Source organism: Telmatobacter bradus (assembly GCF_048629425.1).
In the GTDB taxonomy this organism is placed as follows: Bacteria; Acidobacteriota; Terriglobia; order Terriglobales; family Acidobacteriaceae; genus Telmatobacter; species Telmatobacter bradus.
In genome coordinates this window covers 3,208,936-3,234,424 of record NZ_CP184532.1, presented here as the reverse complement: position 1 = coordinate 3,234,424, position 25,489 = coordinate 3,208,936, and the positions used below count along the sequence as shown (strand labels likewise).

The window sequence follows — 25,489 nt, the reverse complement described above, 5'->3', positions numbered from 1 at the left end:
GCCCCTGCAGAGTGGATGCGCCAAGTATCGCCTTCAGGCGCGGGCTATTTCTTACTTTGGCGGCGAACTTCCGAAAGACTTCCGGGGCTGAAGCCCGCGCTCATTTTGCCGCTTTTTGCAGGGGTTAAAACCCCTGCCTCCCTCCGCTACGAGTTTTTCCGCAGCCAGGAGGATATAGGAAACAATCCCACCAACCCGGCTAACCCCGCTTGCTATCCTGTCTGTGTGAATCCCGACCAGTCCATCTCTTTTTCTGCTCCCCTGCGGACGGTTTTTCTTGACCGCGACGGCGTCCTCAACCGCAAGCTGCCTGAGGACAATTACGTGACTTGCTGGGAGGAGTTTTCTCTTCTTCCCGGCGTTCCGGAGGCCATAGCGCGTTTGAACGCCGCCGGATTGCTGACCGTGGTGGTTACCAACCAGCGGGGCGTGGCCCGTGGGCGCAGCACGCTGGCCGGCGTGGAGGCTGTGCACGAGCGTTTGCAGCAGGAACTGGCGGCCTATGGTGCGCATCTGGACGGGTTTTTCATCTGCCCGCACGATAAGAAGCAGTGCGATTGCCGCAAGCCGCTGCCGGGCCTCTTCCATCAGGCGCAGCAGCGTTTTCCGCAGATTGAAGCTGTCACCAGCCTTATGATCGGCGATTCGCTGGGCGATATCGAGTTCGGCCGCATCCTGGGCATGCAGACCATTTGCGTAGCCGCTGGCGAACACCCCAGCCCCGCCGCCGAAGAGGCAGCAAAGTTGGCCACGGCCCGGGCCGGATCGCTGGCCGAAGCCGTGGATCTGTTGTTGCGTGGACTCAAGGCCGAGTAAAACTCTTCCAGCGGTGCGCGGGGAAGGTGAATTCCGAAGGGAAGATAAATTCTTTGGGATGTGTTTGTTGATATTTCTGGGAGCCAGTGATTTGAATCACTGGCCCATGATGGCTTATTCACGCTACGATAGGCAGCACGAAGACGGTCTCTTCCAAATTCCAACCAGACCGTCAGGGGATGCTTGCTATGGCGGAAACCTCACAATTACTCATCGCGCACGAAGCCCGCATCACTACCATCAAGCTGAATCGTCCAGACAAGTGTAATGCGCTCTCTCCGCTGATGATTGCGGAACTGTTGCAGGGACTGAACGAAGCCGTGGATTCACCCACCGAGGTGGTGGTTTTGACCGGGGCTGGGCAGGCATTCTGTTCCGGGCTCGATCTGGAACATCTGACCACACTGCACGCCCAGACTGAGGATGAGTGTCGTTGCGACAGTGAAAACATGGCGCTGTTGTTGCGGCGGCTCTACGAGTTTCCCAAGCCCGTGATTGCGGCTGTGAACGGTCCGGCGATTGCCGCGGGCATGAGTCTGGCCACGCTGGCCGACTTCACGCTGGCCGCTCCCGAGGCCAAGTTCGGCTTCAACGAAGTGCGGGTCGGTTTTGTGCCGGCGATTGAGGCCAGCTTTCTGTTGCGCCAGATCGGCGACAAGCGTACCCGTGATCTGCTGCTGACCGGACGGTTGATGAAGCCGACCGAGGCCATGGCGCTGGGACTGGTGACGCAGATTGTAGCTGCCGAAGAATTGCAGCAGGCCGCGCACGCACTGGCCCAGACACTACTGCAGAACAGCCCCCAGGCCATGCAATGCACCAAGGCATTGCTGGCCCGCAGCGCGCATCGCCGCCTGAATGAAGAGATGGAAGACGCCATCCGCGCCAACGCCCTGCACCGTTCGGGCGATGACTTCCGCGAGGGCGTGAGCGCGTTCAAGGCGCACCGCAAGCCCTGCTGGCCAAGCAAAAAATCTTTGCGCTAAGTCGAAGCTTTTAGAGCATTTCTCCAATACACGTGCAGTGTCGAATTGCGTGCAAGGGGGCTTTTTCTTAAGGAAAAATCCACTCAGCATCCAGCTTTCGCTCTACAGCAATTGGAGAAATGCTATAGCCCGACAAAACCTCCGCATTGCCGTGCCCGGCAGGGAACGGCAATGCGGAGGTTTTTCTGTAGATACAGCGGTTCTATCGTTGAACTACAATCCATTCGACGCTGAATTCGCATTTGGAGATGTATCCAAGGAGAAAGAATGAAGTTGCGACCATTGGGCCGGGGGCCGTTGCAGGTTTCTGAGTTAAGCTTTGGTACTTGGTTGACCGTGGCTGGCGGCGTGGAACGCCAGAAGGCCATCCGCTGTATTCATGCCGCGCTGGACTGCGGCATTACCATGTTCGATACTGCCAACCAGTATGGCGCGGGCGAGGCCGAGCGTCTGCTGGGCGAAGCTTTGGCCAGTGCGCCCCGCGACCGCTTTCTGGTGGCCACCAAGCTCTTTTTTCCGGTGGGCGATGAGCCCGATCACGGCCTGAGTGCCGCGCAGATTGAGAAGCAGCTCAACCGCTGCCTGGAGCGGCTGGGAGTGGAGTACATTGACCTGTTCCAGTGCCACCGTTTTGACGCGGAAACTCCGCTGGAAGAGACGATGGAGGCGCTCGACCGGGCTGTGCGCTCGGGCAAGGTGCGGGCCATCGGCTTTAGCGAGTGGAACGCCGAGCAGATCGATGCGGCAATGAAGATCAGCGCCGAGGCCGGGTTCACTGGCTTCAGCTCTAGCCAGCCGCAGTACTCGATGCTGTGGCGTAAACCGGAGAGCGGGGTCTTTGCCGCCTGCCGCAGGCATCAGATTGGCAATCTCGCCTTTTCTCCGTTGGCACACGGCGTGCTGACGGGCAAGTACCGGCCCGGCCAGCCGCCGCCCGCCGACAGCCGCGCTGCCAATCCGCAGATGAATCAGTTCATGGAGACGGCCGGGCGGCACTATCGCTCGGATCATCTGCTGACGGCCGTAGAAAAGCTGCAGCCGATTGCGGCGGATCTTGGGTTGACGATGGTGCAGCTGGCGCTGGCCTGGGTTCTGCGGCGTACGGAAGTCAGTTCGGCCATCATCGGCGCATCCCGTCCGGAGCAGATTGCCGACAATGTGCGCGCCGTCGGCGTGACGCTGCCTGACGACGTCCTGACGCAGATCGACGCCGCTCTTGAAGGCGCGGTGGTGTTTGCCTGATTATTTTTGATTCTTCCGGATGCGAACGATTCGGCTTTGGCTACGGCCCAAGCCGAATCGTTCGTTAGGTTATAGAAAACTAAGCCTGACAGAGAACCGCGGCCCACTTGCGGATGGACTCGGCATTCACCGGCTTGCCGCCCAGTTCAGCGGAGGCCATCTGCACGGCCAGATTGCCGACAGTGGTGCTTTCCGTCTGGCCGATCTCGACCTTCAGGCCGGTGCGTTCCTCGGTTAGCCTTACCAGCAACTTGTTGCGATTAGCCCCGCCCAGCATGTGAATGCCGGTCAGCTTGCGGCCGAGCATCTGTTCCAGGCTGGCCAGCGCAGCAGCGTAACGCACCGACAGGCTTTCGAAGATCAGACGGGCGAAAACGGGTTCATTGCCGGGCACATCGGGAATCGTCTCAAAGCCCAGACGAGTCAGTTCCGTGTTGATGCGGCTCGGCATGTCGGTGTCGAGCATGAGCGCTTCGGCGTCCATGTCGAGGAAGCCGGTGGAGAGGTTCACTTCCTCGGCAGCCTTGACCAGCGTACCAATCTCCCAACTGCGTCCCTGCGCTTCCCAGGCGAGCATGCACTGCTGCAGCACCCACATGCTGTTGATCATGGAGTGGAAGAGCAGATCGCCGGAAGCCGCGCCCAGGTTGGTGTAGCCCGAGTCAAAGGCCTGGCGCGTGGTGCAGGATGTGCTGGTGCGCGTGCCCACCAGCGACCAGGTGCCGGAGCTGATGTAAGCCACAGTGCTCAGGTCGGTGGGAATGCCGGCGATGGCTGAGGCCGTGTCGTGGCAGGCAGGCATAATCAGCTCGGTGTTGGCATAGGCTGGCAGTGCGGCCAGCGGTCCTCGCACTTTGCCGACCACGGTTCCGGCAAGCACAATCTCCGGCGCGGCGCTCAGCTCAAGGCCAAGGGTTTTGAATGCTTCGGCGGACCATTTGCCGGTCTTCAGGTCGACCAAGCCGGTGTGGGTAGCGTGGGTGAACTCGCTAACGCGCCGACCGCCCAGCCACAGGGTGAGGTACTCGGGGATCATCACCCACGGGGCTTTGGCGGCGATGCCGCAGGCCGGATCGGCCATCAGCTGGTAGGCGGTGTTCAGTGCTACCGGCATGGCGCCGGTCAGTTGGTAGAGTTCAAAGGGCGTAATGCGGCGGTCGCCCTCTTCCTTGGTGGCTTTGGTGCGTTCATCGCGATAGCAGAAGGGCTGCTGCAGCGGTTTGCCGTTTGCATCCAGGCGGACGTAGTCCACCCCCCAGCAATCGACTGCAATCGAGGCAATACCCTCGGTGGCAATGGCCGCGGCCTTGCGCAAGCCTTCTTCCAGTCCGGCCAGAATGCCGTTCAGATCCCAATGCAGTTGCTCGCCGATGTGAATCGGTGCGTTGGGAATGCGGTGGACCACTTCGATGGACGGTTTGCCGGCATTCCAGCGCAGCAACGAGACGCGACAGCTTTGCGCCCCCAGGTCAAGAGCAACACGAGCGAGTTCCTGCATGGTAAGGACTTGGTCTCCAATCTTTCTGTCAAACACTGACCGGCAAGCTGGCGGCGGACTATTTTTTCGTCGCCGCAGCCTCTTCGGCAAGTAGCGTTTCGCGGGTGACGGCGCGGTGGCGCACATAGTTGTACGGCGGGACGATGTTGCCGCGGAGCAGGGCAATACCGAGCTGAATGAGGCGCGGGCCGTAGGTTTCCACCTCATGCGAGATGGAGCCAATGATCGCCGAGCCGTTGCGGATCTCTTCGATGACCTCAGGGATGCAGTCCTGTCCGATGATGGCCACATCTGCCTCGCAGCCAGCTTCGCGTACGGCATCGAGCGCACCGAGGGCGCTGGTGTCATTGGCGGCAGCCACCAGGATGTGTTGGCCAGGCTTGTGCCCCTTGAGCATGTCGCGCATCACCTTCAGGCTGGATTCACGCAGGCCGCGACCGTCGATCTGCATAAAGCACTCTGGCGGAAGTTCGTTCAGGCGTTCGCGAATGCCGTCGAAAGCGCCGGTAACGCGGCTTTGTACAAAGCTGCCGGCCTCGCTGAAGCCCAGGCCCACAACGTGGTGCACGCTGCCCTTCCACTTGATCTGGGCATGTTGCGCAAGGGCGGTTCCCACCTCGTAGCCAGCCTCGAAGTTGTCCACGCCGAAGTAGGTAGCGTTGGGGTGAGGAACGTCGATGGCGATTAGAGGAATCTCGGCCTTTTTGAAGATGTGGGCGATGCGCGGCGCCACCACTTCTTCCACCTGGAACTCCAGCACGAGGTCAACGTGGCGCGCCACGAATTCTTCGGCGTTGCGCACGGCCACATCGGGATCGTAGCGGTTGTCGAGCACCAGCAGTTCCACGCCAGCCGCAGCGGCGGCCGCCGTAACGCTCTGTGAAACCTCGATAGGAAAGGGCATTTCCGCGCTCTGCACGGCAAAGCCGAAGCGCAGGCGGCGGGGGCGCGACACCAGACGGTATTGTCCGCTTTGCGTCTGTGCCACGTAGCCACGATGGACGAGCGTTTTCAGGATGCGGTAGACGCTGGTTTTGGAGATGCGGGTCTTCTGGTACACATCTTCCAGACTGAGCGAACTATGACTTTGCTCCAGCAACTCGATGACGTCGAGCGCCTTGGAGAGAATTGGAATCAGATAAAGTCGTTTGATCTTTGCCTTAGCCAAGTGCGTTTCCCTTCTCTAACCCTGAGAGATCGATATGTTTCATCGCAAGACGCCCGAAGCAGGTTGCTGAATCTGCTTCCGCGGCGTCTTGCCAAAGCCGGAAGGATCAGCGGACCTCTTCGTCGCGCACCAGAATTACATGCAGGTAGCGTGGTCCATGCACGCCCTTGATGCGCGTCATCTCGATGTCTGCCGTGGCGCTGGGCCCGGACAGGCTGGTAAGCAGCCGTGGCGGTGCTGTGCAACGGCTGAAGTACTCCGGCAAGGTTTCCACCACCTGGCTGGAGCGAAGAATGCAGAGTTGCCAGTCGGGCAGCAGGGTAATCGCCCTTTGCCCTTCTGTTTCCGAGTGGTGCAGGATGATGGTGCCCGAGTCGGCCACGGCGCAAAAAGCCGCCGTCACCACACCCTCCGCCAGATTGATCTCAGCGGAAGTAAGGCCCTGATCAACTTTCCAATCATATCCTGCGGCAAGCCACTCTGTCGGTAGCTTTTGCGGCACTACAAAACACTTGTGACCGCTGGCCGCCAGCACCTGTGCGATGGTGGCAGGCAGCGCCTCCGGGGTGCTTTCAATCACCTCGGCGTCGTACTCGCGCAGCCGTTCAATCATCAGTTCGAGGGTCTGTTGCCGACTGCGCCGGCCCTTGTGTACATAGTTGCGGGGCAGGTTGGCGTAGTCGGTGGCGCGCTCTGCATTGTTTTTCGCTACGGACTGCGTCGCTTTGCCGATGCGGTCCAGAACTCTCTGTCGCGAATCGATTACCGGGCTCATTTGGCCTCCTTCTGTCGCTGTGCCCACCACTCATGGAAGGTCTGTTCCGGCAGCCCACGCAGGTCGCGGGTCATGGTCCATTTGCCGCCCATACTGGGTAGCCAGTGAATCCAGCCGTCGGAACGGGTAAGCAGTCGGGCTCCAATGCGGCCAAAGAACTGAGCGGCATGAAAGAAACTGGCACGACTGAACAGGAGATTGGCGACGCGCAAGCCCAGGTACATGGGATCGAAGAAGCGCTTCAGATCCTTGCGTTCCTGGTTGGTGACGCGCGCCCGTAGTTCCAGAAGCACCTCGGGAATGTTGATCTTGACCGGGCAGGCCTCATAGCATGCGCCGCACAGCGACGATGCGTAGGGCAGCGACTGGGCATGATGCAACTGCTGCAACTGCGGCGTAAGAATCGCGCCAATGGGGCCAGGATAGACCGAGCCGTAGGCATGACCGCCCGTCTGTCGATAGACCGGGCAGCTGTTCATGCAGGCCGCACAGCGGATGCACTTCAGCGTTTGGCGCTCGGTGGGGCGGCTGAGGATCGACGAACGGCCGTTGTCGAGCAGAATCACATGGAAGCGTTCGGGTCCGTCGCCGGGCGTTACGCCCGTCCATAGCGAGTTATAGGGGTTCATGCGTTCGCCAGTTGCGGAGCGACCCAGCAACTGCAACATGACCTCCATATCCTCAAAGCGGGGCAGCACCTTTTCAATGCCGGCGATGGTAATCATCGCTTTTGGCAGGGTAAGGCACATGCGACCGTTGCCTTCCGATTCCACCACGGCCACTGAACCGGTTTCGGCAATCAGGTAATTCGCGCCGCTGATGGCGGTGGGAATGGAGAGGAACTTGGAGCGCAGATAATTGCGGGCAGCGTTGGTCAGCTCGCGGGGCTCATCGGAAAGATCCTTCAGATGCATGGTGCGGGAGAAGATCTCGCGTACCTGACTGCGGTTTACATGCAGCGCGGGCACTACGATGTGCGAGGGCTCCTGCTCACCTAACTGCAAAATGATCTCAGCCAGATCGGTCTCGTAGGCTTTGACGCCATTTGACTCCAGAAACGGATTCAGCTGGATTTCAGCCGAGGTCATGGTCTTGATCTTGATGACATCCAGAGCCTGCTCCTGGCGCAAAATTCCGAGCGTAATCTGGCGGGCTTCCTCGGCGTCGGCAGCCCAGTGCACAACGCCGCCATTCGCCGTGCAGCGCTCTTCGAACTGGGTCAGATAATGGCCCAGATTTTCAAGCACGTGCATGCGAATGGCCGAGGCTGATTCACGCAGCTCTTGCCAGTCGGTTTTTTCGGCCACCAGCTTGGCGCGCTTGGCCTGGATCACGTCAATGGCGTGGCCCACGTTCTTGCGCATCTGCACGTTGTTCAGCACGTTGAGCGCAGCCTTCGGAAAGGTAGGCGCGTAGCGCGGATCAAGAATGGGCTGCGGAATAGGCTGGGGATTGGGCTGTTGCGTAGCGTGGCTCATCGAGTCGCCTCCGCCGGATCGCTTTGCGTGCTGGCCAGAATCTCGGCCATGTGGATCGTCTTCATGCTGATGAACTGACGGTGCATGGCCCCGCCCTGATGCATCAGGCAGCTGTTGTCGACGGCCGTGCAGTACTCGGCGTTGGTGGAAAGAATATCCTGCAACTTGACCGCCAACATGGCCGAGGAAACCTCGCCATTCTTGACCGAAAAAGTACCGCCAAAACCGCAGCAGCGATCAATATTCGGCATTTCCACCAGTTCCATGCCGCGCACCTTGCGCAGCAGGCGCAGGGGTTTTTCGCCCAGATGAATGCCGCGCAGGCTATGGCAGCTGGCATGATAGGTCACGCGATGCGGAAAGTACGCACCCACGTCTTCCACGCCCAGCTTGTCGATGAGGAATTCGCTCAGCTCGTAGATGCGCGGCAGCAGCGCATCGAACTCCTTGCGCAGGCTCTCGTTGCCCAGTTCGCGGATCAGCGTGGGGTACTGCTCGCGGATCATGGCCACGCAGGAGGAACTGGGAATCACGACGTTTTCCGCGTCTTGATAAAGGCGAATGAAGCGCTTGGCCTGGCTGTAGGCCTCGCCACGGAATCCGCTGTTGGCGTGCATTTGTCCGCAACAAGTCTGGCGGGGTTCGAACTCCAGCCCTACGCCCAGCCTTTCCAGCAGCTTGACGACCGCACGGCCCGTCTCGGGGAAGAGCGTGTCGTTATAGCAGGTGATGAAAAGTGAAGCATGCATGGTTTCACCAAAGACTGCAGATAGAGAGCGATAAAGCCGGGACGCGGAAAACCCGAAGATGAATCATATACGATGAGAAAACTATTGTCTATTGCAATAATGGCAGCTTTTCAGATCGTATGGCCCGTTCTCAGAATTCCATTTCCCGACTCTCCTCCGGTACGCGAAAAAACCTCCAAATCATTGATGAAAATTAGATTTAAGGCTACTTCACGGCAGAAGGTTCACCCTGCGGCTGCACATCCCTTCGTTGTTTGTGTCCGCATGCCGGACGTGCTTTTGTCCGGTCGCTACGCTTAGGCGATTCTACTCAGCGCAATATACGGTTGGGGAGCGTTTCCCCTGCGTAATCACACACGTAAGAGGGGTAATTTTGCACGAGTGTATGGTGGCGCATACTCCCTATGGGACTCAAGAAGAAAATGCATAAAAAACGAGCCACCCAGTGCGGGTGGCTCGTTTTTTATGCTGGAATGACTGCGTTTAGACGCGCTCGGGGGCGAGCAGGTCTTCGATGGTCTCGCGGCGGCGGATCAGGCGGGCCTTCTTGCCTTCCACCAGCACCTCGGCCGGGCGCATGCGGGTGTTGTAGTTCGAGCTCTGGGCCATGCCATAGGCACCGGAGTCGAGAATCGCCACCAGATCGCCCGCTTCCAACGGAGCCAGCTTGCGATCATGGGCAAAGAAGTCGCCCGACTCGCAGATGGGGCCCACCACATCGACTTTCACGGGCCTGACCGCACGCGGCTTCAGCGGCACAATCTCGTGATGCGCCTCATAGAGCGCGGGGCGGATCAGGTCGTTCATGGCGGCATCGACGACGACGAAGGTCTTTTTGCCGTTCTTCTTGACCGTAACCACGCGTGTCACCAGCGCTCCGGCCTGACCGACAATGAAGCGGCCCGGTTCGAGGCTGAGCTTGCCGGGGAAGTTGCCGAGGGCCTTCTGGATGGTCTTCGCGTAATCATCGACGGCGGCTACGGCGCTGAAGGACTTCTGCTCGTACTCAATGCCGAGTCCGCCGCCCGCATCGATGGATTTGAGCTCGATGCCGGCGCGCTTGAGCTGGCCGACGATCTGCATCAGGCGTTCCACGGCCGCGCCAAACGGGGCTGCCGCGCGGATCTGCGAGCCGATGTGGGCGCTGATGCTGTAAGGTTCCAGCCACCTGTTCTTGGCGGCCAGTTTGTACAGTTCGATGGCCTTGCGCACATCCACGCCGAACTTGTGTTCCTTCAGGCCGGTGGAAATGTAGGGGTGGGTCTCGGCAAAAACATCGGGATTCACGCGCAGGGCAAAGCGGGCGCGCTTCTTCTTGCGGCGGGCGCGCTGGGCCAGCAGTTCAAGCTCCGCCTCGCTCTCCACGTTGAACTCCAGAATGTCGGCGTCGAGCGCCAGATCGATCTCGGCAGCGGTTTTTCCCACGCCAGAGAAGACCACGCGGCCCGCTGCCTCGGGCGCGGCCGCCAGCACCCGCTGCAGTTCGCCACCGGAGACAATATCGAAGCCCGCGCCACGCTCGGCCAGCAGCTTGAGAATTGCCAGCGACGAGTTGGCCTTGACCGCATAGCAGACCAGATGGTCGCGGCCCGTGAAGGCCTGCTGAAACAGGGCCAGACGCTCGGCAATCTGGTCGCCGGAGTAGACGTAGAGGGGCGATCCGTAGCGGCGCACCAGGCCATCGAGCGCAACGGCTCCGCAGGCCAGCGAGTCGCCGGATTCGGTCAAATGAAAGGGACGCGAGGAGGAGTCTGAGGTCTGAGTCACTGGGTTCGATTCCACAAAAGGATTTTTGATCAAAAAGGCTCTCTTTTGAGCCTACCGCAAGTTGCCACTGTAATGCTGCTTATCGGGGCCTTTACAATGAGAGGTGAGGGAATCAATGACAGAATCTCCAGTGGTGGATCTGGTTGGAGTTGGCCTCAATGCCACCGATACGCTGATCAGCTTGCCCGTATTTCCGGAGCGTGGCTCCAAGATGGAATACAGTGCGGCAAGAGTTATGCCCGGCGGCCAGACGGCCTCGACGGTTGTTGCCTGCCAGACATGGGGCCTGACCACGCGTTACGTTGGAAAACTGGGCTCGGACGACGCTGCCCGGATTCATCGCGACGCCTTTGCACACGTGGGCGTAGAAGACCACCTGCTCCTGGTGGACGATTGCCCCAGCCCCCAGTCGATCATCATTGTGGATGCTGGTGGTGAGCGTACCGTGCTCTGCCAGCGCCATGAGCGCATGGGCCTGCGGCCTGAGGAACTCAAACGCGAGTGGATTGTGAATGCACGGGCGCTGCATGTGGATGGTTTTGACACCGAAGCCGCTACCCTGGCCGCCACCTGGGCCTATGAAGCCGGTATTCCCGTCATAGCCGATCTGGACGAGCTTTACCCCGGCGTCGACGATCTGATTGCGCTAGTGGACTACCTAATCGTGAGCCGCGATTTTCCCTGCCGCCTGATGAAGGAACGCGATCTGGAAACGGCCCTGCGGCGCATGCATCTGCGCTATGGCTGCAAGCTGACCGCGGCTACGCTTGGCCAGGACGGGGTGCTCGCCTATGACGGCGAAAACTACGTCCAGCGCGCTACCTATCGTGTGCCCACCGTGGACACAACGGGCGCGGGCGACATCTTCCACGCAGGCTTCATCTACGGACTTTCGCAGCGGTGGCCGCTTGAACGCACACTGGACTTTTCCTGCGCGGCTGCGGCCCGCAACTGCATGGAGCAGGGCGCGCGCGGCGGCATTCGCCCCGTCGCTGAGGTCGAGGAGATGATGCGCACGGTGGAGCGCTACGAGCTGACGGAAGATCTTTCCAGTAGCAAATAAACGTGCAAAATACGCACGAAAATGGCCGACCTCTGCGCAGAGGTCGGCCATTTTTTATGACTTGTGCAAAAGATGATTTACTTGCCCGAATCGATCGAGGTGATCAGCAGGAAGGTGACGTTGCTCTTGGTGGTGCGCTTGTGCAGGACCCCACGCGGGATCGAAAGCAGGTCGCCTTTTTTGAGGGTGAGCGTCTTGGTGCCTTCCACCTCGGGAGCCAGCCATTCATGCTCGCGGATCTTGTGGCCACCCTTGGGTGTGCCGCCTACCTCGTAGGTGGTTTCTCCATCCAGGATCAGGAAGATATGGTCGCGCAGCTCATGCCACTCATATTCCTTGGCGCTTTTGGCACCTTCCACGGTGAGCATGGAGAGCGCGCCCTTGTTCACGAAGAGGTTGGTATTGCCCGGCGTGGCCGTCAGGGCCTTGAGGTCGGCAGCAATGGTTTCGGCGGTAAAAAGCTGATAGGGCGCGACGGCATCTTCCGCCCGGGCGGGTACTGCGTTCAGCGCATCGGCTAGAGCCAGACCGGCAACGGCCGCAGCCGGTGCTCCCACCAAAAATCCGCGACGGCTTGCATCCTTAATTTCGTTCGGCATGAATTCTCCGGAAAAACTTTCGTATTCAGTAAAACACCCGGGACCGGAGGCTGTCAGTGTGGAGCACGCTCTAGGAGTCTGTCGCCCATAGAATTGCCCGAGGTCCTGGTCCAGACCAGGCCCAGCAGATTACGATTTTGTTATGGGCCAGAACTTCCTTCCAGACACGGTCAACCAGACGCTTCTGTTTCCACCCAGCCTTCACGACTGGCTACCTGACGGCCATTTGGCTCGTTTTGTCGTGGATGTGGTTTCGGCATTGGATCTTGAATCGATCTATGCTTCGTATCGCGAGAAGGATGGTCGCGGCCAGTCGGCTTATGCTCCGGAGATGATGGTTCGCCTTCTTTTGTACGGTTATGCCACGGGCGTTTACAGCTCACGCAGGCTTGAGAAGCATACCTGGGAAGACGTGGCATTTCGCTATCTTTCCGGCGACCAGCATCCGGACCACGCCACGCTGGCCGAGTTTCGCAAACGGCATCTGGCTGCGCTGTCCGAACTGTTCACGCAGGCCTTGTTGCTGTGCGCAAAAGCCGGTCTGGTTAAGCTGGGTCATGTGTCGATCGATGGAACAAAGATCAGGGCGAACGCCAGCAAGCACAAGGCGATGAGCTACCAGCGCATGACCGAGAGCGAGGCGCGCCTGAAGCAGGAAATCAACGCTCTGTTGGCTGCTGCGGAAAAAGCGGATGCCGACGAGGACGCGCAGTACGGCAAGGATCGGAACGGCGAAGAACTTCCCGACGAGTTACAGCGACGCGAGAGCCGGTTGCAGAAGATTCGCGAAGCGAAGCAGGCACTCGAAGACGAGGCCCGCGAGAAGGCTGAGCAGAAACTTGCTGAAGCAGAAAAGAAACAGGCTGACGAGGAAGAAGATCGTCGCGCGGGCAAAAAGAAACGTGGTCGCAAGTCGAATCCCCCTGATCCGGACAAGGCAAAACCCGCAGACAAGGATCAGCGCAACTTCACGGATCCGGAGAGCCGCATCATGCCGGATGGCGCCAATAAAGGCAGCTTTTTACAGGCTTATAATGCGCAGATCGCGGTCGATTCCATCGCGCAGGTAATCGTGGCCGCCGCGGTTACGCAGGAGACGAACGACAAAAAACAATTACTGCCGATGGTGGCACAGATCGAAAAGAATCTTGCCCAAAAGCCCGAGAAAGTCAGCGCTGATACCGGCTACTTCAGCGAAGCAAATGTGACCGACGCAACGGTAGCTGAAATCGACTTATACATCGCCACAGGCCGCGACAAACATAGTGATCCAACGGAGATAGCCTGTGGTGAAGCCCCGTCAGATGCAACGGCACGAGAACAAATGCAACATAAGTTGAAGACCGAGGCCGGACGCGCAGTCTACAAAAGACGCAAGGCGATCGTGGAACCGGTCTTTGGACAAATCAAGGAGTGCCGCGGTTTTCGTCGCTTCAGCATGCGCGGCAAACAGAATGTGAGCGGAGAGTGGAGGCTGGTGTGCGCGGTCAGCAATCTGTTGAAGCTCTTTCGCTCCGGATGGGCACTGCAAAACGCGTAAAAACAACGAAAGATCAGAATCCGAATCAGAGTCGCGCCTCAAAGATACGGTGCGGTAGAGAAAAACTGACAGCAACAGACAAATCCAGTACTGCGCAGCCAGGCCGACATCTCCTGCAAAAATCGCAAACGCTATGAGCGACAGACTCCTAGAGCCCTTCGAATAGCTGTTCCATGGTTACGCCTAGGGCTTTAGCAATACGGTATAGAGTGCCAAGGTTTGCGTCCACGTGTCCCGACTCTACCCGGGACAAATGTTCGCGAGAGATGTCGGCTTCTACCGCGAGGTCTGCCTGATAAATATGTTTGGATGTGCGGAGGTGCCTTATTTTTTTGCCGACTTCTTCAGCGATCTCCATGTCTAAAGCATGGAGTTTTAGGGGGGATGTGGTGTGATCTATTTATCACGCGAGAGGAAACAGTGCTATGTGTACTGGCTATTTTAAGAGGTTAAGCTTTAAAGAGCTCGTCTGGCCAGTCGTATAAGCCGATCAGATCCCCAATTTGTTTTAAGGTATTTGTTGATTTTCCCGTTCCGCGTAAAAATATCCCGATAGATTTGGAGAGGTAGAGGGGATTTTTTTCGTTTCCAGAGAGAAATCCTCCGTCGATTACGGCATCAATGATGGATTGTTCTGCCATCGGGGCTCCGACATCCTTCAGAAATTGAACGATTGCGTCGATATGGCGGCTGAATTTGGCATAGCGCATCGAGGATGGATTATTTTGAATGGATCTGAGCGCAACCTCTACAGTAGTGATTTCGTCGAGAATTGCCTGAGCCTTTACTTTAAACTCTGCGGCAACTATGGCATCCATGTAGGATGCTGCCAAGTCAACGAGTCTCGACATTAGCCGAGACCGTTGACCTGTAAGGAAAGTGGTCGTTTCGTTCATCGTAAATCCTTCCATGTCATCTTATATGATGACATTATAGGTAGTCATTACAGTTTCTAGCGTTGCCGTCATGAGACAATACTGTCTCGCGAATGCCCACGAGATCATTTGTGGCCAATGTGGGATCGCCCGTGTTAAGGCGAGTTCTACCCATACAAAGAGCGCAATCACGCGTACAGCAATAGACGCGATCTGAACCTCTTTGAGGTCGTCAGCGCACTCCGGACATTGTAGGGAGTAGGCACGTACAATAGTAGCAATAGCGCTCGCGGACTGGGCGATCCTGAGGGTGCCGGCAGCGCCTCCTATCGTGTGCGCAAGTTCCTGGTCATTGAAAGACCGGCAGTTTTTCTGGATCACGAGTGGGAATAGGCCGTCGGCCAGTTCTGTGTGTGCCTGACGGAGCAAGAATGCCAGATCGCGCGCTGAGCGGCGACGGCTTGTGATGATCCAAGCTATGCCAATGATGACGAATGTGCAAGGAATGACGCAATTCAGTGTCATGTTATTTCCCCGTAAATGCCTTTAGAAAAATCTCGGTTGACGATTTGATTCGGCGCAGATCGCCAAGGGATGGCGATGCAATCGTCGATTGTGGAGTCAGAGCAGCCCGAGTCCAAATCGCCAAAGAAACCAAATAGGTGGCAGACTTAAATACATCAAGGGATACGATGGGGAGGGCTTTAATCAAAAAAGAGTGAATTAGTTCAGATGTCAGTGAAATAGAGAGGCCGAGTGCGATCCAGTGGCAGTGTGTCCTGAACCGTAGTCCTAAAATTTCGGATGCGATTGCGTAAATCAGTGAAACGCCTATCCACCCTAAGCAAATGGCTCGGGATGAGAGGATTACGGACTGGCTTATCGCAGGCACCGAATAGTTAAAACTCAGGTTTGGGTATGCGGCTGCCGCAAATCCAATGCAGGCCGCAGGGGTTCCGATAAAAATACATTTCTTGATGAGAGGGGTGTATCCAAACTGCTCCTGCGCAATACCGGTAATAACAGAGATCATTACCACTGAAGAAATGCTCTCCCCTGGCCAGAACGTATAGAAATACAGATAGGCGCGATGATCTGGCGATGATGGGAAAAGCGCGATAAGGATCAAAAGAGAAGTAAGAGCGCAGTTCCACGCGAGAAACATGAAAAGGGACCCCCATATGGGCTCATGCCGCCGCTTGTAAACAGTTGCACATGCGACGGCCTGAGCTACGGCGACTGTGCCCCAAAGAAACCATGAAAAATCTGTTAGTTGAGGCATGTGGACTCCGTCGTCACCGGATAATGCATTTGGCGGCTGGGCAAAGTGGCGTGGGGTTTCCGCTGGCGACAGATTTGGCGTGGCTCGAAACGGAAACCAGCGTGGCTACGAGCAGGCAGGCGAGAACGGCGATCTTTACAGTACGCATTAATTTTCTCCAGAGCGCAGAGGCGCTCTGGGAGAGCGTAAACCGAAATTGCGCAGAAAACACGGTGCATTAACCCTCCAGTCTGGGGACTTTCTGGGGACATAAAGTATGAACTGCGATTATCTAAGGTGAAACGATAGCAAAAATTTACCAATAGTACAAGGTAACCAATAAAAGTTAACTCTTTTGTTATCATTGATTGATATGTATAATGATTATGCATATACAAATAAGGCTGCCGCCTCTGGAGCGGCATATCGGGGTTCGACTCCCTGGGGGGCATCCAATAGAAAATAAAAGGCTTACGGTTCAAAAGCGTCTCCGTGGATTTCCTCCGTATAGGGAAAAATGCGGGGGCTATTTTTTTTGCGTTCTTGTAGGTTTTTCATGCTGTCCTCGCCACGATTTCAAATTTTCCGCCATGCTCGCGCTTGTGTTGGACAACAAGCCTCTCGACAGCAGATCATCATAAGATGGACTGGAGATCTCTCGGCCCAGCTTCTCTGTTCTAAGGATCTGCCGATGTTTATCGAACGCTACTCGCGCCGCCGTTTCAACTCTCTCATCCTCTCGGCTCCTCTCTGGCCGCTTGCCGCAAAGGCTTTCGCCGCTCCCACTCGCGAACTGCTCATTTCCAAGTCAGGCGCGGTCGCCGACGGTTTCACGGTCAACACCAAGGCTATCCAGAGTGCTATCGATCAGCTTGCTGCCAAGGGCGGCGGCACCGTTGTTGTCCCCAAAGGCATCTTCGTCTCCGGCGCTCTCTTCTTCAAACCGAAGGTCAACCTGCGCCTTACCGAAGGCGCTGTGCTCAAGTGTTCCGCTGATCTCTCGAACTTTCCCGCGCAACGCACCCGGATTGAAGGTCACTTCATGGAGAACTTCACTCCCGCCTTCATCAATGCGAAGAACTGTGACGGATTCCAGCTCACAGGGGATGGCATTCTTGACGGAGCTGGCATGCCCATCTGGGAGCTTTTCTGGAAGAATCGCGCCGCAGACAAGGGGTTTGCGAATACCGCCATGCCTCGCGCCCGGCTTGCGCTCATCGAAGGCTCGAAGAACGTCAAAATCGAAGGCATCACCTTTAAGGATTCGCAGTTCTGGAACTGCCATCTCTACAACAATGACGGCGTTCTTGTGCATAACGTCCGGTTCCAGGTGCCCGACGATTACAGGCAGGCCCCCAGCTCCGACGGCATCGACATCGACAGCTCCCGCGACGTCACCATCGATGGCTGCTTCTTCTCCGTCACCGACGATTGCATCGCTTGCAAAGGCTCCAAGGGGCCACACGCCATGGAGGACAAGGACAGCCCGGCCGTGGAGCAGATCCGCATCCGCAACTGCACCTTCAAGCGCGGCGGCGGCGTTCTGACCTGCGGCAGTGAGGCCACCATTGTTCGCGACGTTCTCGCGGAAGATTGCAAGATTACCGGAGACGTCCGCATCGCAACCCTCAAGCTGCGGCCCGACACACCTCAGCATTACGAGAACATTACCTTCCGGAACATCACCTCCGAAGGCCCGTCGAGCGCAATTCTCAGAATCGCTCCGTGGTCGCAGTATTTCGATCTTCAGGGGATGGAGCCGCCCAAATCCATCGTTCGAAACTTGAAGATGGTGGGCATTAAGGGTACATTCGCTTCTTTTGTCTCCATTAAACCGAATCCCGGTCAGACCGAAATCAGCAACGTCCTGTTGAAGGATTTCGACGTAACCATCAAGAACGACAAGCTCAACACCTCCGGCGTCACGGACCTCAAGCTCGAAAACGTCATCGTCAACGGAAAGCCCTACTCCATCTAGTCCCATCCAATACTGGCCTTACACATAAATTGCAGGCAATGGCAGAGCTGGGCTGCGAAAGCAGCCCGGCTGTAGCCTTGTCGCGGTCGCAGCATGACCATAGGCTGCGCTGCGGCGACAGGTTTTCTCACTCCGATTAGTCCACTTACTGTAAGTCGGCATCGCCACTGGAATCTCGTGACCTACCTTTGGTATGGTTCGCCGCGCCAGGGGCTTTTCAGGGAAGTAATCCCAATAATTCGGTAGAACCCATACTCAATGAGTGCTTTGGTTAGCGTCAACAGACGAGATTTTCTGCTAATTGTAGCGGGTACACTGAAAGCAACATGAGCGAGTATGTGACGCAGTGACATGATTATCGAGGGCGTAAGAAGCTTCTCTTCTTCGGGTTTTTCGGCTATATACCAGCGTGCGCCGTATTCTATGTAGTCACAATGCAGCTTTTCCATAGCGATAGGTTTTTACAGCCGTTCGCAATTTACTGGATCGCGTTCTTCGCGGTTGCATTCATGAGGTTTTCAGCCTTTCGGCGTCCGCGCTGCGGTAACAAGTTCTTCATTCGGAGGCGGTTTGCGTTCTTCTCGGATTACAGAATGTTCGCCCACAAATGTGTGCATTGTGATTTGCCAAAATATTCAGGAGAGGAGACGCACACCCTGTAGTTGACGATATCTCCGCCAAGGCTCTCACCGAGATCCCATAGGTAACCAAAAGTCTTAGCTAACCGGAATCTCATGTAGAGTTAGAGAATAGAATATTGCTGCTGTCCCGGGTGTTTACCAATACTGGTAGCGAAATGTCAGTGCATTCAACTATCGTTATGACTGGATACTGCGCTCCAGGAGCGGAATTCTCGATTCCGCTGCGGCAGTCCAACCGGATTTCAGGAAAGGTGACTATGAAAGTAGCGTGGCTTGGCTTAAGTCTGCTTGCTTCTTCATTGTTTGCGCAGCTTCCAGCGGTTCATCAGCCTGCGGACGATGTTCCCCACGGTCAAATCATTCCGCTATGGGAAGGACAAGCACCCGGCGCGATTGGAAATACGGAGGAAGACAAGCCACATTTGGAGTTCTTTGGTGCGTCACCCGATGCGAAGCTGAAAGATGGTCTGCACACTGCAGTGATCGTATGTCCTGGCGGCGGATATACGCATCTTGCCTATGACAAGGAAGGAACGCGCATCGCCGAGTGGCTTAATGTTCACGGTATCAGCGCGTTTGTGTTGACCTATCGCCTTGGACCAAGATACCTCTACCCAGCTCCGATCCTCGATGGTGAGCGCGCGGTGCGATGGGTGCGCGCGCACGCCCAGGAGTATGGTGTATCGCCGGAGAGAATCGGCGTCTGGGGATTTTCCGCGGGAGGCCATCTGGTAGGAGTTCTAGGAACGCGGTTCGACACCGGAAAGACTGACATAGCCGATCCCGTAGATCGCTTCAGTGATCGTCCGGATTTTGCAATCAGCTCTTATGGAGGTTTGACACTCGAGCAGGGAGTGGCGAAACCAAATGCCATGAAAGGATTGCTCGGAGAAAATCCATCGAACGACGTGGTGCGGGAGATGTCACCGAGCCAACAGGTGAGAAAAGATTCTCCGCCATATTTTCTTTATGCGACTCAATCCGATCAGTCAGTGCCAGTACTGTCGACAGTCGTGTTCTTTCAAGCGCTAACCAGGGCAGGTGTTCCGGCCGAGTTGCATATCTTTGAACAGGGACCACATGGCACAGCGCTTGGTGGAAGCTATCCGGCGCTTTCGGTGTGGCCCAGTATGTTGGAGAATTGGATGCGGATCCATAACTGGCTTCCGTCGCAGAAATAACCTCCCCGCTCCTTGGGGTATTCCTAGTCATAGATGTTCGCAGAGCCTGGAGCGTTTCAGGGGATTTATTTCAATATTGGTTCGTAGGACATGTTGGATAAGTGAGTTAGGTTGTAGGCTGCAGCTGACTATAGATTGGTCGACACAAGGCGACTTGCACTAAGACTTCTCGGTGCCTACGGAAAAGCCGGTTAGTTCAGAACGATACGAAGGTTCACTACATCGCGGACGCAGGCCGCCCGTCCCTAAATCTCCGAGAGTTCATCCAGAAAAGCTCGTAGAACATCCCGCTTCAGAGAGATGTACCCGAATCGGCCCTCCCGTCGAATTTCGATCAGCCCCGCATTTTCCAGTTCTTTGGTGTGGTGCGACATTGTTTGATGACCGATCTCATGCAGGGCGGCAAGATCGCCACAGTTGATCTCACCACCAGCCTCAGAAATCTGCTTCAGGATTAAGGTTCGGCGAGGCTCGGCGAGAGCGCGGGATACGCGCTCGAACTGCTTCGGGGGCAAACGAGTTGGAGATGCGGATTTTTTGGTGGACAAGAGACTCTCGCTTTGTTTCGATGCTTCATCCATGGTAATCCCCCTTCCCTTGTGTGCGCGATCTCCCTTCGTAGAGGGTCAGGTCTTGGCAACTCTTTACGACATGTCGATATATATCGTATAGTTGAGCCAACCCGAAAGATTGGAGGGGAGATTGCGGCCTCTCCATGGAGAGAACGGCTTCGATCGAAGCAGAGGAAGAACACATGTCGAAACTGAATGGGAAAGTTGCGGTGGTAACCGGAGCAGCAACGGGTATCGGCCTGGCGATCGCTAAGCGGTTTCTGGCGGAGGGCGCCTTCGTCTTTATCACCGGCCGTAGGCAGACGGAGCTTGATCGAGCCAAGGCCGCGCTTGGAAACAACGTCATCGCCGTGCAGGGCGATGTGAGCAAGGTGGAAGACCTGGATCGGTTGTACGAAGCAGTCCGGGACGCGAAGGGGAGGTTGGACATTGTTGTTGCAAATGCCGGAATCGTTGAGAACCTGCCCCTCGAGGTTGTCACTCCTGAGGTCTATGACCGCATGTTCGATATCAACACCAGAGGGCTCTTCTTCACGGTTCAGAAGTCACTGACGCTTCTGAAGGATGGAGGCTCAATCGTGCTGGTCGGTTCGTCCGTCTCCGGCATGGGAATGCCGGCTACCAGCGTATACACCGCGACCAAAGCGGCGGTGCGGTCCTTTGCGAGAACGTTTGCGGCGGACTTGAAGGGACGGAAGATCCGAGTGAATAATTTGAGTCCCGGACCGATCGATACCCCCATCATTGACGGACAGTTCAAGACGGCGGAGGAAGCTGCGGCAGGGCGCGAACAGATGGCTGGCCTTCCGGTTCTTGGGCGTCTTGGAACCGCTGAAGAGATGGCAAATGCCGCCTTCTTCTTAGCTTCCGACGATAGTTCCTACTGCACCGGAATCGATCTTTACGCCGATGGAGGGCTGTCTCAACGATTCTAGGGAGAATCAGTGCAAGCTGCCTTAGTGGATGCTCCACTGAGGCAGCTTGAACTCAACGAGATGAGCCGTACCCATATAACGCCATTTCCAACGGGGACCATTGGTGACGGCCTCGATCCGGGGGGCGCATCGCCATGCCAACCTCTCATTACTAATCTTCGACAGTGAGCTCTTTAGGCTTACAGTCAAGGATGGTGGTAATCCTGTTTCGGATAGAATTCCTCATCCACTGCCGGGATGAGAAACCCCGTGCTCTCCATTTGGCCTCGGTAGATTCTGTGAGCAATCACCGTCAGATAAGCGTCCTTGAAGGTGGGAACGCCATCGACAAAGGCCGGGGTCAATCCCGACAGAGCTATTTTGTTGGTATCGCGTCCGGATTGGGTTCCCAGAATATTGAGCGCATTTCTGTATTTTCTGTCGTAGAAGCTGACAGAGAAGTTCTCGAACTCATCCATGAATTCGTGGGTATAACGTTGCGGGCGAACCAGCACGGTGATGACGGGCCGCTGCCAGATGAACCCGAGACTATCCCAACGGATTGTCATCGTATTGAAGTGCTCCTCGTCTCCAGAAGACAAAGCGCCCACTCATTGCCAATATTTTGGAAAGCCTTGGTCACTGCTTTGTCTGCAATCGAAAATGGCATGGAATCAATCTCTCCTTCTTCATACGAATTATTGCTGTGAACATAATATTTACCCTGAAAGGAATCATACTGCTTCCTTGTATCGCCTGTTCAAGCAGAACTGAGTCGTTTATGCCCAGCCAGCGTTGGAAGGCTATTTGCGGGAGGTTTGCATCCCGTTTCTCTGCGGATCATCCAATAAATCATGAAGAGCGGACTCTCGGTTTCGGTGCTGGATTTGGTGGGCCTTCAAGCAGGTGAGTCGACAGGCAGCGCGATTGCCCGATCGGTAGATTTGGCGCAAACGGTTGAGCAGTTGGACTACAGACGCTATTGGCTGGCCGAACATCATTCCATTGCCGGGCTGGCTTGCTCCGCCACGCCCGTGCTGATCGGGCATATTGCCGGTGCAACGCAGACGATTCGCGTGGGAAGTGGTGGAGTTATGCTGCCCAATCATGCGCCACTGGTGGTTGCTGAAGAGTTTGGGACGCTGGAGGCGCTCTACCCAGGACGAATCGATTTGGGATTGGGCCGCGCTCCGGGCGGAGATATTCAAACGATGCATGCGTTGCGGCGCGACTCGCATCAGGATGGAGATGATTTTCCTGCGCTGCTAGAGGAACTGCAAAGCTATCTGGGAGAGGAAAAAACAGGACAGGTCGTCAAGGCAATTCCGGGCCAGGGCAGTCATGTGCCAATTACATTGCTGGGTTCAAGCGTATTCAGTGCGCGGTTAGCCGCTGAATTAGGGCTTTCCTTCGCCTTTGCTGCGCACTTTGCACCGCAGTATCTCCATGCCGCCGCTGAACTCTACCATACTCATTTTCAGCCCAGTGACGTTCTGCGGAAGCCGCATTTGATGGTAGCTGTAGTGGTGATTGCAGCGGAGACCGATGCGATTGCGCAGCGGCTTTTTACAACGCCGCAGCAGCGTTTTTTGCGCCTCATTCGAGGCCAGCCCGTAGAGTTGTTGCCGCCGGTCGATTCCATGCAAACACTCTGGCGCAGCGGTGAACGCGAAGCCGTGCAAAGTCGATTGAGCGAGGCCATTGTTGGATCGGAAGCAACCGTGAAGGCCGGAATGGAAAGGCTGGTCCAAGAAACTGGCGCGGATGAATTGATCGTCGTCACCGATACCTATGAGCATACGGATAGAATTGAATCGTATCGACGCGTGGCGAGTGCTGCCGGTACAAAAGGAGGATAGGCGATGCCACTGGTTCGTATTGAGGTTTATCAAGCCACACCGCCAGCACAACGTGCGCAAATCGCCAACGAAGTTTACCAGGCGATGCGTGAGACGATCGGAATTCCTGAAGGCGACCGTTTCATCATCGTCACTGCGCATGATTCCAATGAGCTGTTCATCGATCCCAAATACATGGGAATGCGGCGAACGGAACGATTTGTACTGGTGCAGATTTTTCTCAGCAAAGGACGGGCAGTCGAACAAAAGCAAGCGCTCTACGCACGGATTGCGGAGCGGCTGCGGAAAGCTGTGGGCTTTGCTCCGGACGATGTAATGATCGCGCTTACAGAGAACTCAATCACTGATTGGTCCTTCGGAAAAGGAGAGGCACAATATGTCTTGAATCCGCCCAGTTGGGTAAAGCTACCCGCGGAAGGATGAATTAAAGGCTTTCCGCGCGATCTTCAGATAACGCCACACCCTCTCTGGAGGCAAAGAAATCGAGAACAGCCTCTTGCAGTGCAATACGGTGGTCGGAATAGGCATGGTCCGTCGGGAAGTGAATTGCCTTTACTGTATGCTTCTCAGACTTACCGACGGCCGCGACAAGAGCATCGTTGGGCGCGGACAAGCCGTCATCCGAGGTAAGAATCAGCAAAGGTCTTGTGGCAAGTTGCGGTGCAAGGTTTACGAAATTCCACTGGGCAGCATGAACGGGATTGCGAAGATAGTCGATCGCGGATTGCATGTCTTCGATACCAGCGGAATGTATTGGCCCAGTTGGTATAGAACGGGGTCAGTGGCTATCTGATAATTTGGCTCTCAGGTAGGACTCGAACTTAAGTGCTCCATGATGAGATTGGGATTTTTCTAAATTATTGGCTTAATATGGCTCGTCTTCAGATACTTCCAGCGGGCGCTGATTTCATAAGCTCAATGCCAGATCAGCATCAATCGTGCATCCTCGTTGATCCTTGTTCTCCGCGCACGCGCTTCACCGCGATCCGGGTGGCAGTGGCATTTCCCTGAATAACTTTGGTAGCTAGCAGCGCTTCAAAAGGTGGAATCGTGCCGTCTGGGCGCGCAATCGACTGAAGCCATGCGGTAAACCTGGGACTGTCGAGCACAAACTTACCCGCAGCCTGTGTGCCAGACGTCCACATGCCGGAAAGGATCAGTACCATCCCCCTTCCTTCTGGATTCGGGAAATAGGCAATGTCGGCATAAATATCGTCCCCTCCAGAGTCTCCGGATTCCGCCCGGTAACCGTAAATCTTGCTTTCTCCGGGAAGAGGATCACGATTCAGATACTGAAAACCGCGCGCACCATCGGGGACGAGAACAAAGTTGAGTGGAGGTTCTACAAGAGCAATCCACGGATTGGATTGTCGCGAGCCAAGTAGAATCAGATTGGAGTTTTCCGCATCTTCAAGCTTTAAATCCTGCGCGAAAACCGTGCTGGCATGCGCTGCCTGCCACTCGGGTAAGTGGCTCAGGCTTTCAGCTATTTCTGCATCTGAGATGCTGGTATAGCGGCGCTGTGCCACATCAGTGGTCCACCAGGAAGGAATCTCTGAGGTCAGGTTTTTAAGATACTCGGAAGAACGGTAGGTGCCATCAATGTAGTCCTGCAAGGATACTTCGTGATTGGTATAGGTTTCGAAAAGAAGCAGGCCGGCGTCACCAGGAACAAGGATCGTTTTACTGTTTGCAGGAAACAGTGTTTTCCAGAAGCGACGTTCCATCAGGGTTTGGCGGGTACCGGACGAACCTGCTGCCAGTTCGGCATCCTGGTGCAAATGCCAGACTACAAGAACCAGAAGGGCAACCAAGAGCAGCGTAACCAGCGCAGAAAGCACGACCACTTTGCGCAGATCGGGCTTTTGCTCAACTCCGGACCTGGTTAGCCAGAAATGGAACCCGTGTCTGTTTTCCTCGACAGCGTCTTCTGTTTCTACTGACAAACCAGCTTGAGAATCGGTGAAATCTTTCGCCGGCGCTGTTTTTTCTGGAACTACGCCCGCTATGTCCTGTTCCCGAGATGCAACCGCGGCACTGACCGCTGTATAGAAGCGCGGAACATAACCGCCGCGTGGAATATCGATTCGCAGCGGCTCGTTTTGACCCAGACCGCGAAAATATAGCTCTAATTTTTGACGTAGGCGCGTGGCGTGTGAGCGCACGATGCTGTCGGCCGCCGAATCGTAATCGGGAGAACGGCCGAATACGGCAACACCGATACTCTGCTCGTTGATCTGATCGAACTGCTCGAAGATCGCCATGCGGCAGACATAGGAAAGCAGCTTCGACTGTTGCTCGGAGCGGATGAAGGTGGGCGAATTGACGATGCGCTGCACAAGTTCCCAGCGCGGATCCTGTAGATCGCTTTCCCGCGCATTGTGCATTGTTGAGCCAGGAAAAAACACAGTATCTACATTCGTAGCGAATCCATATGAACACAGGGTAAACAACGTCTCTTGCAACCGTTGCAAACCGTCTCGTGAAAATACGGCAACATCCTAGAAGCAAACAACTTGTTTTTCAT

Annotated in this window: 25 protein-coding genes; 10 read left to right on the top strand and 15 right to left on the bottom strand. The window is 56.1% G+C overall.

Going from position 1 to position 25,489, the window contains the following annotated elements; genetic code table 11:
- Positions 1-225 precede the first annotated feature (225 nt).
- From ACOBR2_RS13345 to ACOBR2_RS13335, 3 genes are all read left to right on the top strand, one after another.
- Complete coding sequence (locus ACOBR2_RS13345) at positions 226-816, top strand: D-glycero-alpha-D-manno-heptose-1,7-bisphosphate 7-phosphatase (RefSeq protein WP_420236607.1); 591 nt, start codon at positions 226-228, stop codon at positions 814-816.
- Positions 817-1,004: 188 nt separating this feature from the next.
- Positions 1,005-1,802, top strand: coding sequence for an enoyl-CoA hydratase/isomerase family protein (locus tag ACOBR2_RS13340; protein ID WP_420236606.1), 798 nt, complete (start codon positions 1,005-1,007; stop codon positions 1,800-1,802).
- A 267-nt stretch (positions 1,803-2,069) separates the two neighbouring features.
- Positions 2,070-3,044, top strand: a complete 975-nt coding sequence (locus ACOBR2_RS13335) for an aldo/keto reductase family protein (protein WP_420236605.1) — start codon at positions 2,070-2,072, stop codon at positions 3,042-3,044.
- Positions 3,045-3,123: 79 nt separating this feature from the next.
- Here ACOBR2_RS13335 and ACOBR2_RS13330 read toward each other — a convergent pair whose 3' ends face one another.
- The 6 genes from ACOBR2_RS13330 to lysA form a co-directional block, all read right to left on the bottom strand.
- Positions 3,124-4,542 (bottom strand): rhamnulokinase, encoded by a 1,419-nt coding sequence (locus ACOBR2_RS13330; protein ID WP_420236604.1) that lies wholly within the window; start codon positions 4,540-4,542, stop codon positions 3,124-3,126.
- 58 nt (positions 4,543-4,600) lie between these two features.
- On the bottom strand, positions 4,601-5,710 hold the full coding sequence (locus ACOBR2_RS13325) for a substrate-binding domain-containing protein (protein WP_420236603.1): 1,110 nt from the start codon (positions 5,708-5,710) through the stop codon (positions 4,601-4,603).
- Between the two features lie 106 nt (positions 5,711-5,816).
- On the bottom strand, positions 5,817-6,485 hold the full coding sequence (locus ACOBR2_RS13320) for a LutC/YkgG family protein (RefSeq protein ID WP_420236602.1): 669 nt from the start codon (positions 6,483-6,485) through the stop codon (positions 5,817-5,819).
- Positions 6,482-7,963 carry a lactate utilization protein B gene (locus ACOBR2_RS13315; protein ID WP_420236601.1) on the bottom strand — a complete coding sequence of 494 codons (1,482 nt, stop codon included), beginning with the start codon at positions 7,961-7,963 and terminating at the stop codon, positions 6,482-6,484. Before ACOBR2_RS13315 ends, ACOBR2_RS13320 begins: the two co-directional genes overlap by 4 nt.
- Entirely contained in the window at positions 7,960-8,712 is a 753-nt protein-coding gene (locus tag ACOBR2_RS13310) for a (Fe-S)-binding protein (protein WP_420236600.1), read from the bottom strand. The genes ACOBR2_RS13315 and ACOBR2_RS13310 overlap by 4 nt, the downstream gene beginning before the upstream one ends.
- A gap of 483 nt (positions 8,713-9,195) precedes the next feature.
- Complete coding sequence (lysA, locus tag ACOBR2_RS13305; protein WP_420236599.1) at positions 9,196-10,479, bottom strand: diaminopimelate decarboxylase; 1,284 nt, start codon at positions 10,477-10,479, stop codon at positions 9,196-9,198.
- A 115-nt stretch (positions 10,480-10,594) separates the two neighbouring features.
- Between lysA and ACOBR2_RS13300 the strand changes: the two genes are divergently transcribed.
- A complete protein-coding gene (locus tag ACOBR2_RS13300; protein WP_420236598.1) occupies positions 10,595-11,542 on the top strand; it encodes a carbohydrate kinase family protein in 948 nt (315 codons plus the stop codon).
- A 77-nt stretch (positions 11,543-11,619) separates the two neighbouring features.
- Here the strand turns inward: ACOBR2_RS13300 and ACOBR2_RS13295 are convergent, their stop codons facing one another.
- Entirely contained in the window at positions 11,620-12,141 is a 522-nt protein-coding gene (locus tag ACOBR2_RS13295) for a hypothetical protein (protein WP_420236597.1), read from the bottom strand.
- A gap of 142 nt (positions 12,142-12,283) precedes the next feature.
- Between ACOBR2_RS13295 and ACOBR2_RS13290 the strand changes: the two genes are divergently transcribed.
- Entirely contained in the window at positions 12,284-13,681 is a 1,398-nt protein-coding gene (locus ACOBR2_RS13290) for an IS1182 family transposase (RefSeq protein ID WP_420236173.1), read from the top strand.
- A gap of 148 nt (positions 13,682-13,829) precedes the next feature.
- Here ACOBR2_RS13290 and ACOBR2_RS13285 read toward each other — a convergent pair whose 3' ends face one another.
- The 4 genes from ACOBR2_RS13285 to ACOBR2_RS13270 all read right to left on the bottom strand — a co-directional run bounded on the left by ACOBR2_RS13285 (position 13,830) and on the right by ACOBR2_RS13270 (position 15,986).
- Positions 13,830-14,039: a helix-turn-helix domain-containing protein gene (locus ACOBR2_RS13285; protein ID WP_420236596.1), complete on the bottom strand. Its 210-nt coding sequence runs from the start codon at positions 14,037-14,039 to the stop codon at positions 13,830-13,832.
- Positions 14,040-14,130: 91 nt separating this feature from the next.
- A complete protein-coding gene (locus tag ACOBR2_RS13280) occupies positions 14,131-14,577 on the bottom strand; it encodes a hypothetical protein (RefSeq protein ID WP_420236595.1) in 447 nt (148 codons plus the stop codon).
- A 505-nt stretch (positions 14,578-15,082) separates the two neighbouring features.
- Positions 15,083-15,838, bottom strand: coding sequence for a hypothetical protein (locus ACOBR2_RS13275; RefSeq protein ID WP_420236594.1), 756 nt, complete (start codon positions 15,836-15,838; stop codon positions 15,083-15,085).
- Positions 15,839-15,851: 13 nt separating this feature from the next.
- Positions 15,852-15,986, bottom strand: coding sequence for a hypothetical protein (locus ACOBR2_RS13270; protein WP_420236593.1), 135 nt, complete (start codon positions 15,984-15,986; stop codon positions 15,852-15,854).
- Between the two features lie 522 nt (positions 15,987-16,508).
- Here ACOBR2_RS13270 and ACOBR2_RS13265 point away from each other — a divergent pair.
- Both ACOBR2_RS13265 and ACOBR2_RS13260 read left to right on the top strand, forming a co-directional pair.
- On the top strand, positions 16,509-17,795 hold the full coding sequence (locus ACOBR2_RS13265) for a glycoside hydrolase family 28 protein (RefSeq protein WP_420236592.1): 1,287 nt from the start codon (positions 16,509-16,511) through the stop codon (positions 17,793-17,795).
- An 898-nt stretch (positions 17,796-18,693) separates the two neighbouring features.
- Positions 18,694-19,617, top strand: a complete 924-nt coding sequence (locus ACOBR2_RS13260; protein ID WP_420236591.1) for an alpha/beta hydrolase — start codon at positions 18,694-18,696, stop codon at positions 19,615-19,617.
- 245 nt (positions 19,618-19,862) lie between these two features.
- Here the strand turns inward: ACOBR2_RS13260 and ACOBR2_RS13255 are convergent, their stop codons facing one another.
- The gene (locus ACOBR2_RS13255) at positions 19,863-20,198 is read right to left on the bottom strand and encodes an ArsR/SmtB family transcription factor (RefSeq protein WP_420236590.1); all 336 of its coding nucleotides are present in this window, start codon (positions 20,196-20,198) and stop codon (positions 19,863-19,865) included.
- Between the two features lie 173 nt (positions 20,199-20,371).
- On the opposite strand from ACOBR2_RS13255, the gene ACOBR2_RS13250 reads away from it, so the two are divergent.
- Positions 20,372-21,124 carry an SDR family oxidoreductase gene (locus ACOBR2_RS13250; RefSeq protein WP_420236589.1) on the top strand — a complete coding sequence of 251 codons (753 nt, stop codon included), beginning with the start codon at positions 20,372-20,374 and terminating at the stop codon, positions 21,122-21,124.
- Between the two features lie 185 nt (positions 21,125-21,309).
- On the opposite strand, the gene ACOBR2_RS13245 is transcribed toward ACOBR2_RS13250, so the two are convergent.
- Positions 21,310-21,714, bottom strand: a complete 405-nt coding sequence (locus ACOBR2_RS13245; RefSeq protein WP_420236588.1) for a flavin reductase — start codon at positions 21,712-21,714, stop codon at positions 21,310-21,312.
- A gap of 243 nt (positions 21,715-21,957) precedes the next feature.
- Here ACOBR2_RS13245 and ACOBR2_RS13240 point away from each other — a divergent pair, with 243 nt between their 5' ends.
- Both ACOBR2_RS13240 and ACOBR2_RS13235 read left to right on the top strand, forming a co-directional pair.
- Positions 21,958-22,962 carry an LLM class flavin-dependent oxidoreductase gene (locus ACOBR2_RS13240; protein WP_420236587.1) on the top strand — a complete coding sequence of 335 codons (1,005 nt, stop codon included), beginning with the start codon at positions 21,958-21,960 and terminating at the stop codon, positions 22,960-22,962.
- A gap of 3 nt (positions 22,963-22,965) precedes the next feature.
- Entirely contained in the window at positions 22,966-23,385 is a 420-nt protein-coding gene (locus tag ACOBR2_RS13235; protein WP_420236586.1) for a tautomerase family protein, read from the top strand.
- Position 23,386: 1 nt separating this feature from the next.
- Here ACOBR2_RS13235 and ACOBR2_RS13230 read toward each other — a convergent pair whose 3' ends face one another.
- Positions 23,387-23,692, bottom strand: coding sequence for a hypothetical protein (locus ACOBR2_RS13230; protein ID WP_420236585.1), 306 nt, complete (start codon positions 23,690-23,692; stop codon positions 23,387-23,389).
- A 202-nt stretch (positions 23,693-23,894) separates the two neighbouring features.
- Complete coding sequence (locus ACOBR2_RS13225) at positions 23,895-25,436, bottom strand: hypothetical protein (protein WP_420236584.1); 1,542 nt, start codon at positions 25,434-25,436, stop codon at positions 23,895-23,897.
- Between the last annotated feature and the right edge of the window lie 53 nt (positions 25,437-25,489).